This window comes from Sphingomonas sp. (genome assembly GCF_042091075.1).
GTDB lineage: Bacteria > Pseudomonadota > Alphaproteobacteria > Sphingomonadales > Sphingomonadaceae > Sphingomonas.
This window is the reverse complement of sequence record NZ_JBELIE010000143.1, coordinates 1-8,620: the sequence shown is the minus strand read 5'-3', so window position 1 is coordinate 8,620 and position 8,620 is coordinate 1. Positions and strand designations below refer to the sequence as shown.

The window sequence follows — 8,620 nt, the reverse complement described above, 5'->3', positions numbered from 1 at the left end:
CCGACCGGCGCGTCGCCAGGAGCGGCCGGCGCCGTGCCGCCCCCACCGCCCGACTGATCTAGAAACAGCTCCTCCGCCGTGCCGCCGCGATCAAGCGTGACATGATCGAACGCGACCGACTTCAGCGTCACGCCGGGGGCGATTTCCTCACCGACGCTGACGACGCGCTGCACGCCGTCCGCGCCCGCGACGATCGCCGAACCGCGTTCCTGCACCGTGTCCATGCGCGTACCGAACAGCGTCAGCTGCAAGGCGGTGACGCTCGCCGGGCCCTGCGCCTGCCCGGCGCCGCTAACCCGGAAGAAGGGATCGAACCCCGACAGCACGCCGATCGGATCAGCGGGAATCGACGGCCCCGCTGGGATCCACGCGCCCAGCGGCGCGATCGGCGTCAGGATCACCCACAACAGCCGCGCGCTTTGCACCGCCAGCCCGCCCAACAACAGCAGCTCGGCGGCGGAATAGACGTTCACCACCGGCAAACGCCTCAGGATCGCCCTCGCCCGGGCGTCGAATGTCAATCGCATGCGCTTGGCCAACTCCCCGCGAGCGCCCGGCTAGGAGCGCCGTATTACATCGGCATTTCAGACTTGGGTAATGATTTCCCGCTTGGGCTTAACCTTGGCGCTATGGCAAGGCGACGCCATGGCCAGCGACCCGATAATTGCCCGCCTCTCCGCGCAGCCGGGCATTCAGAAAGTGCCGTCGTCGAAGCTGACGCTGCTGATCCGGCGGCATTTCATCGATCCCGAAACCTGCGCCGCGCTGATTGCGCATATCGACGCCCATCGCCGCCCGTCCACGATCTCCGATCACAATGGCGACAATGCCTTTCGGACCAGCGAGACGTGCGACCTGCCGCTGAGCGATCCGCTCGTCGCGCGGGTCGACGCGATGATCGCGGACTTCACCGGGCTCGACCCGGCGCACGGCGAACCGATGCAGGGGCAGCGCTACGCCGTCGGACAGGAATTCAAAGCGCATACCGATTATTTCGAGCCCCAGGGCGTGGATTACGAACGCTATTGCGGCGTCGCGGGCAACCGCACCTGGACCGCGATGGTCTATCTCAACGAGCCCGAGGCGGGCGGCGCGACGCGATTCAAGGCGATCGACAAGACGATTCAGCCCGAAACCGGCAAGCTGGTCTGCTGGAACAATCGCCGCCCCGACGGCAGCCTGAACCCGGCCACGCTGCATCACGGCATGAAGGTGCGCGCGGGCACCAAAGATATCGTCACCAAATGGTATCGCGAACGACCATGGGGTTGGTGACAGCAAATCCGTCGCCCCCGCGCGAGCAGGGGCGACGGCATTCACTCAGAACGTCACGCTCGCGCCCAGCGTGAAGACCCGGCCCAGGCGATAGGTGTTGATCGACACCCGGTTGCCACCGGCAAAGTCCTGATACTCCTGATAGCTCGTGCCGGTCAGGTTACGTCCTTCCGCCTTGATCTCGACCGTCTGGCCCAGGAACTGCGTCGTCTGGCGCGCGACCAGATCAACACGGATGCCCGGCTTTTCGATGATGTCCGGCTGGAACCCGGTGCCGCTCAGCAGCGACGGGCCACGGTTGGTGACGCGCGGGCTGGCATAGTTGAACAGCGCGGTGACCTGCGAACCGTTGTCCTGATCCTCGAAGCCGAGTTGCAGGTTGACGAGGTGATCCGACTGCCCGGTCAACGGCGCGCCGTCACGGAACAGACGATTGGCGGGGGCGAAGTTCGTCGGGCAATTGCCCAGCGTCGTCCCTTCCAGCACACCCGGAACGCAGGTGTTGTCCGCGGTGATCTTCGACTGCGTATAGGTATAGTTGGCGATCACCACCGCGCGGGTGCCCGCCAGCGCGCTGCCCAGTCCGTCGAGCCGGATATATTTCTGGAACTCCACCTCGCCGCCGTACAGCACCGCCTTGGGCAGATAGGTGAAGCCGGTCTGCAAACGCGCGTCCGGCGTCGGATAGAAGCCGACCTGCTCGATCGGCCGATCGATCCGCTTGTAGAAGCCCGCCGCCGTGATGCGCTGATCGCGTGCGAAGAAATATTCGTAGCGTGCTTCCAGGTTGTACAGTTCGCTGTCGCGCAGACGCGGGTTACCGTAGAACAGGCGATCGGATTCGAAATCGCGATAGGCCTGCGGCGCCAGCTCGCGGAACTGCGGGCGGGCGATCGTCTTCGAGGCGGCCACACGCAGCTGCATGTTATCCGCGAAATTCCACGTCAGCGTCGCGGCCGGCAGGAAATAGTCGTTGTTCAGGTTCGTGCCGGTCTGCCCGATCGGCGTTACCGTCTGCTTCGCCGTTTCGTAGCGGACGCCGATGATCGCACGCACGCCATCGAGCGCCTCGGCCTCCGCCTGGACGTAACCGGCGTGGATACGCAGCAACGCATCATATTGATACGAGCCGTTCTGCCCCGGCGAGAAGCGCAGCTGCAGCGCATTCGACGCCGCGGTACCGGTCAGCGCGGCCGGGCAGCCGTTCAGGACGTCCGGCGACAGCAGATAGTCGGGCCGATACAGATTGCACGGGAACGGCACCGCGCCGCCGCCGACGGTCTGATAGGTGAACGGCAGGCGCGTCGAGGTGCGCTGGCTGTCCGAGTAATAATAGCCACCCGACAGCGAGAACGGCCGGTCGGTGTCCAGCTTGTAGATGACATCCGCCTGACCCGAATACAGGTCTTCGTTAAGCTCGCTGAACGCGACCGTGCCGAAAGCGCCGAACGAGTTGGTCGCCTGATACAGGCCCGGGCATTGCACCGCCGTACCGCCCACCGGCTGGGTGACGGTGGCGTTCAGGCCGCCGTTGCAATTGTAGAGGAATTCGCGCTCATACGGCGAATTGCGCTTCGAATTGGCATAGGCACCGCGCAGGTCGACCGACAATTGGTCAGTCGGCTTGAACTCGCCCACCAATTGCGTTTCGATCAGCTGACGCTCGAACCAGCTGGTGTTCTGCTGGATGATCGGCAGGCCACTGGAGTTGGTGTAGAGGGTCGCCGCCGAAGCACGGCCCTGCTTCAGCGTGTCGTGGATATAGACGTTGGTCCAGCGGACACGATTCTCGCCGAACTCGGCACCGAAGCCCAGCAGGCCGTTCACCACCGCACGATTGTCGGTGATGACGGTGCTGAAATCGTTACGCAGGCCGCCGTCACTGGCGATCGTATCCTGCTGCCGCGTCGCGCGCGTGCGCCACGTGTTGCCGACGCTGCCGGTGGCGATCATGCCGACACGAACCGCGCCGATATCCCCGGTCAGGCCCAGGTTCAGATCGCCCGAGACATTCGCCGGAATGTCGCCGTTGCGCTGCAAAAGCGTGGTGCGCGCGTTCGACATCTGCGCGATCTGCGCCGCCGAGATGACCCCGCTGCCGGTCGGCGCGTTCTTGATGAACGACGGCACGTTGCGCTCGCCGCCATCGTAACCCAGCCAGTCGGTGGTCGACCCGTAATATGTGTAACCCAGCTTGCCGGTCGACTCGGTATCCACCGCGACCGACGCGCCGCCGGAGATGAAATTCTTTTCCGGGATCGCCTTGGTCGTCAGGTTGATGACGCCGCCGCCGAACTCGCCCGGATAATTCGCCGAATAGGTCTTCTGCACCAGCGCCGACCCGACGATCGAGGTGGGGAAGATATCCAGCGGTACCGTCCGGCGCAGCGGCTCGGGGCTGGGCAACGGCGAACCGTTGAGCAGCGCGGACGAATAACGATCGCCAAGGCCGCGCACGAAGACATAGCCGTTGCCGACCACCGACAGGCCGGTGACGCGGGTGAGCGCGCCGGCGATGTCACCTTCGCCCGTGCGGGCGATGTCGGCCGAAGACAGAACGCTGACCACCTGCGCGGTCGAGCGCACGACGTTGGGAATGTTCCGCCCGACGACGACGATATCCTCACCCGCGGAGGTGTCGACGCCCGGCGCGGACACTTCCGCCGGATCGGTCGGCGCCTGTTGCTCGGCAGGCGTTCCGGCCTGCGGCGCGGCGGGGTCGGCGGGATCGGCGGTGGTGGCCGACGGGGTCGAGGGGGTGGATGGGGCCGATACGCCGCCGGCCGTACCCGTCGAGGGAGCGACCTGCGCCAGCGCGGCGGGCGCGACCAGCGTGGTGGTCAGCAGAAGAAGCGAGGCGTAAGCGATGCGCTGTCGCATGATGGTGCCTTCCGATTCAGGATCAAAAACAGCGTGGCCGGGGCGGCGCTGATGGCGCGCCCCGGCCTCCGCCTACTCAGAAGAGGCCGGTGCGCGCCTTATCGACCCTGGCACTGGAAGTAGATCGAGTTGAACGTCGGCGGCCCGACATCCTGCAGCGCCGAGTTCGCAGCGCGGATCGTGGTGCGGTTCGCGCCGGTCCCCTCGCTGGCGATGATGTTGACGCAGCCTTCGCCCGACGGCGTCTTCACGATCCCGTTGACGAATGCGAAGTCCGCACCGCCACGCAGGCGGATCGCCGCCACCGGCACGCTGGTGCCCGTGCTCTGCACGAAGGTGAAGTTCGCGTAACGACCGTAGGTGCGCGGGATCAGATCCTCCGAGCCGTTCGAGTCGATTTCGGTCGCGAACGAGTCGGCGGTAGCGCCCGAGATCTTCTGCGCAGCGATGATGAACTGCATGAAGCCGCGCCAGCCGTTATCGACGTCGAAGCCATCGTCATCGGCGCCGGTGACGACGAAATACTTCAGGTTCGTCGTGCCGCCGAAGATTTCGATGCCGTCGTCCGACGAGTTATGGCTTTGCACGTGGTCGATCGTCGTGCCGCTGCCGGTGGCGCCCAGCGTCAGGCCCTGCAGCTCGTTACCCGGCGACACTTCGAAGCCGGTGTAGCGGATCTGCACATATTGCATCGTGCCCGAATTGTCGGCGTCGTTGGAACCGCCGTAGTTACGGCCGGTAACACCCTCGATCTGCGCCTGGCAGGGCGTGCCGGTGGTGCCGCCGGTGCCCGTGGCGCACACGCCGGTCGTGGCGCGGCCGAGCAGGATGATCCCGCCCCACTGGCCCTGGGTCACGTCCGACACGCCGTTGCTGGCCAGATTCTGCTGCGAGGTGAAGATGATCGGCGCATCGGCGGTGCCGACCGCATTGATCCGGCTGCCGCGATTGACCAGCAGCAGGTCGACCGCCGAGTCCGAACCGTCCGCAGCCAGCGTCACGCCCGGCTGGATCGTCAGTGTCACGCCCGAATCAGCGCCGGTCGCGCCGACGTCGTTGCCGACTTCGGTCTGGCCGCTGAAGCGATAGAAGACGCCCGAGATCTTCGGCAGCGTCAGGCTGCTGGTGATGACGGTCGGCAGGCGGCAGGCGCGGAACGTCTGCACCAGGCCGGCGTCGGTGGTGCCGGTCGGGCAGGTCGCCGTCGAACCGCCGCTGCCGATGTTCGGCACCGCGAGGCACGACGACGAGTTGAGGAAGGTCGCCGCGGTCGAGTTGCAGGTCCAGCCCGAGAAGGAATTGTCGTTCGGGCCGCTCAGCGCGCCGACATAGCTGGTATTCTGGATGAAGCTGGTATTCCCCAGCACCGTCTGCGGGTTGCTGGCAGTGGTCAGCGACGTGCCGCTGACCGGATAGACGCCGCTCAGCGTATTGCCGAAGCCGTTGACGTTGTTGTTCGAACCGCCGGTGACCAGCGCGAGCTGCTCGTCAACGGTGATAACCGAAGCGGTCGCGCCGTTGGCGGTCGTGGCGGCGGCGAACTGCGCCGCGGTCAGCGGGGTCGGCGTCGCGGTGCCCGTCGGCGTCGGGGTCGGAGCAGGCTGGTTGATCACCACGTCGACCGAGCCGGCACCCGGCGAGGCCACATCGTCAGCACCGCACGATACGAGGAACAGACACGCGGTGGTCGCCAGCAGGCTGCTGGTACGACGGCTGAAGCTGAGCATGGAACACTCCCTTTTCTAGATCGGGCCCGTCCCCCGGAACCCTGACACGAGTCGGACCGACATGGTCTCCCGTTCGTCTGGGACGTCGCTAGGCGCGCCAGATGACACGCAAATGCATTTTCCATGACTCAGATGTGACGGTTAAATGATGATATGATGACAAAGGGCACACATTCGAACGGAGCGCGCCGCGGCGTCGGGAAACCCGCCACGCCTGGCGAAGTGATCGGCCGGTCTGCCGGACGGTTCGCCATCGGCCCAACGAAAAACCCCGCCGGCCGGGGGCCTGCGGGGTCTGTCGGATATGGTGGGCGCGACAGGGATTGAACCTGTGACCCCACCCGTGTGAAGGGTGTGCTCTACCGCTGAGCTACGCGCCCGATCGCAATCGGAGCGGCGCGTCTAGGCGAGCACCGCGCGCCTGTCCAGCCCCAAAACCCGCTCGTCAATCGCCGCTTAGTTGAGCGAATCCTTCAGCACCTTGCCCGCCTTGAACTTGGGCTGGGTCGACGCCTTGATCGTCATCGGTTCGAGTGTGCGCGGGTTGCGGCCGACCGAGGCCTTGCGCTTGCTGACCGCGAAGGTGCCGAAACCGACCAGTCGAACCTCTTCACCCTTTTTCAGGCTGGCGGAAATGGTTTCGAACACCGCCTCGACCGCGCGGCTCGCCTCGCTTTTGCCGAGCCCGGCCACGGTCGCGACCTGCGCGATCAATTCCTGCTTGTTCATGCCGAAAGACCCCGTTTGCTGATTTTGTTACGTCATCGTGATGGATTCGCGGCGAAAGCCACATCATCCCAGTAAGGCGCCGGCTGACGTCCGAGTCAAACGAATCCGCCGCGCGGGGGGGCATGCCCCACCCCCGGCGGCGTAGTAAATAGAAGAAAATGAGCGTCTTAAACTGGCGCTCGATCCGGCGGAGAGCAGCGTTGCAGCCCTTTGGCGCGGCGAAAAAGCCCCCACCTCCCATGAAGGGGAGGCGGGGGCGGCCGATCAATGATGCAATTCGCCGCCCGCAGGAGCGATCGGCGCGGGCGGCAGCGCGGCGAGTTCATCAGCCTCGGTCCAGTCGATCGCCTCCAGCGGATGGGTCAGCGCCAGCCGGAGGACCTCGTCGACATGCGTCACCGGGACGATCTTCAGGCCGTCGCGGATGTTCTGCGGAATCTCCGTCAGGTCCTTTTCGTTCTCCTTCGGGATCAACACCGTCTCGATCCCGCCCCGCAACGCCGCGAGCAGCTTTTCCTTCAGTCCGCCGATAGGCAGGACGCGCCCCCGCAGCGTCACCTCGCCCGTCATCGCGACTTCCTTACGCACCGGAATGCCGGTCAGCGTGGAGACGATCGACGTCACCAGCCCGATGCCCGCCGACGGCCCATCCTTCGGTACCGCACCTTCGGGAAGGTGGATGTGGATGTCCTTGCGGTGAAACAGGCTCGGCTTGATGCCAAACGACGGCGAACGCGCCTGGACGAAGGAATAGGCGGCCTGCACCGATTCCTTCATCACATCGCCCAGCTTGCCGGTCACCTTCGCCTGCCCCTTGCCAGGCACGGTGACGCTTTCGATGGTCAGCAATTCCCCACCCACCTCGGTCCAGGCGAGCCCGGTGACCGCGCCGATCTGATCCTCGGTTTCGGACAGGCCGTGGCGGAATTTCTGTACGCCCGCGAAATCGGCCAGATTGTCCGGCGTGATCGTGACGCCGTCGACCTTGCCCTCGAGGATCTGACGCAACACCTTGCGCGCCAGCTTCGCGATCTCGCGCTCCAGCGTCCGCACGCCCGCCTCACGGGTGTAACGCTGGATCAGCGCGCGCAGGCCTTCCTGCGTCAGCGTGAACTCGCCCGGCTTCAGGCCATGCGCCTCGATCTGCTTGGCGATCAGGTGCCGCTCGGCGATCTCGACCTTCTCGTCCTCGGTATAGCCCTCCAGCCGGATGATCTCCATCCGGTCCAGCAACGGCTGCGGCAGGTTCAGCGTGTTCGCGGTGCACACGAACATCACATCCGACAGATCGATATCGATCTCCAGATAGTGATCGTTGAACTTGGCATTCTGCTCCGGGTCGAGCACCTCCAGCAGCGCGCTGGCGGGATCACCGCGGAAATCCTGTCCCAGCTTGTCGATCTCGTCGAGCAGGAACAGCGGATTGGAGGCACCCGCCTTCTTTAGATTGGTGACGATCTTGCCCGGCAAGGAGCCGATATAGGTGCGCCGGTGGCCGCGGATCTCCGCCTCGTCGCGTACCCCGCCCAGCGACTGGCGGATGAACTCGCGCCCGGTCGCCTTGGCGATCGATTTGCCCAGGCTGGTCTTGCCCACGCCCGGCGGGCCGACAAGGCACAGGATCGGCCCCTTCAGCTTGTTGGTGCGCGCCTGTACCGCGAGATATTCGACGATCCGGTCCTTCACCTTGTCGAGCGCGTAGTGATCCTCGTTCAGGATCCCCTCGGCCGCGGCAATGTCCTTCTTGATCTTGCTACGCTTGCCCCACGGCAGCCCCAGCAGCACGTCGAGATAGTTGCGCACGACGGTCGCCTCGGCACTCATCGGCGCCATCGTCTTGAGCTTCTTCAGCTCGGCGGTCGCCTTCGCGCGCGCTTCCTTCGACAATTTCAGCGTCGCGATCTTCTGCGTCAGCTCGGCGATCTCGTCGCCCTCGCCTTCCTCGCCCTCGTTCCCCAGCTCGCGCTGGATCGCCTTCAACTGCTCGTTGAGATAATATTCGCGCTGCG

6 protein-coding genes and 1 tRNA gene are annotated in these 8,620 nt (G+C 65.2%); 1 reads left to right on the top strand and 6 read right to left on the bottom strand.

Translation table 11 applies throughout. The annotated features are described in order from the left end of the window. Window positions 1-527: type II secretion system protein N (locus ACFDSW_RS13100; protein WP_375250727.1), on the bottom strand; the 527-nt coding region annotated here is incomplete at its 3' end. Between the two features lie 118 nt (window positions 528-645). Between ACFDSW_RS13100 and ACFDSW_RS13095 the strand changes: the two genes are divergently transcribed. Then, entirely contained in the window at window positions 646-1,275 is a 630-nt protein-coding gene (locus ACFDSW_RS13095) for a prolyl hydroxylase family protein (protein WP_375250726.1), read from the top strand. 45 nt (window positions 1,276-1,320) lie between these two features. Here the strand turns inward: ACFDSW_RS13095 and ACFDSW_RS13090 are convergent, their stop codons facing one another. The 5 genes from ACFDSW_RS13090 to lon all read right to left on the bottom strand — a co-directional run. Further along, window positions 1,321-4,155 carry a TonB-dependent receptor domain-containing protein gene (locus ACFDSW_RS13090; protein WP_375250725.1) on the bottom strand — a complete coding sequence of 945 codons (2,835 nt, stop codon included), beginning with the start codon at window positions 4,153-4,155 and terminating at the stop codon, window positions 1,321-1,323. A gap of 98 nt (window positions 4,156-4,253) precedes the next feature. Next, complete coding sequence (locus tag ACFDSW_RS13085; protein WP_375250724.1) at window positions 4,254-5,882, bottom strand: hypothetical protein; 1,629 nt, start codon at window positions 5,880-5,882, stop codon at window positions 4,254-4,256. A 305-nt stretch (window positions 5,883-6,187) separates the two neighbouring features. Continuing rightward, window positions 6,188-6,262 (bottom strand) — tRNA-Val (locus ACFDSW_RS13080). A gap of 76 nt (window positions 6,263-6,338) precedes the next feature. Further along, window positions 6,339-6,611, bottom strand: coding sequence for an HU family DNA-binding protein (locus tag ACFDSW_RS13075; protein WP_375250723.1), 273 nt, complete (start codon window positions 6,609-6,611; stop codon window positions 6,339-6,341). A gap of 264 nt (window positions 6,612-6,875) precedes the next feature. Next, window positions 6,876-8,620 (bottom strand): endopeptidase La (lon, locus tag ACFDSW_RS13070; protein ID WP_375250722.1); only part of this gene is annotated, 1,745 nt, incomplete at its 5' end.

What these genes read in the sequence shown, in the direction of transcription:
- ACFDSW_RS13095 (WP_375250726.1), top strand. Translation starts at nt 646, where the DNA reads ATGGCCAGCGACCCGATAATTGCCCGCCTCTCCGCGCAGCCGGGCATT.
- ACFDSW_RS13090 (WP_375250725.1), bottom strand. Translation starts at nt 4,155, where the DNA reads ATGCGACAGCGCATCGCTTACGCCTCGCTTCTTCTGCTGACCACCACG.
- ACFDSW_RS13085 (WP_375250724.1), bottom strand. Translation starts at nt 5,882, where the DNA reads ATGCTCAGCTTCAGCCGTCGTACCAGCAGCCTGCTGGCGACCACCGCG.
- ACFDSW_RS13075 (WP_375250723.1), bottom strand. Translation starts at nt 6,611, where the DNA reads ATGAACAAGCAGGAATTGATCGCGCAGGTCGCGACCGTGGCCGGGCTC.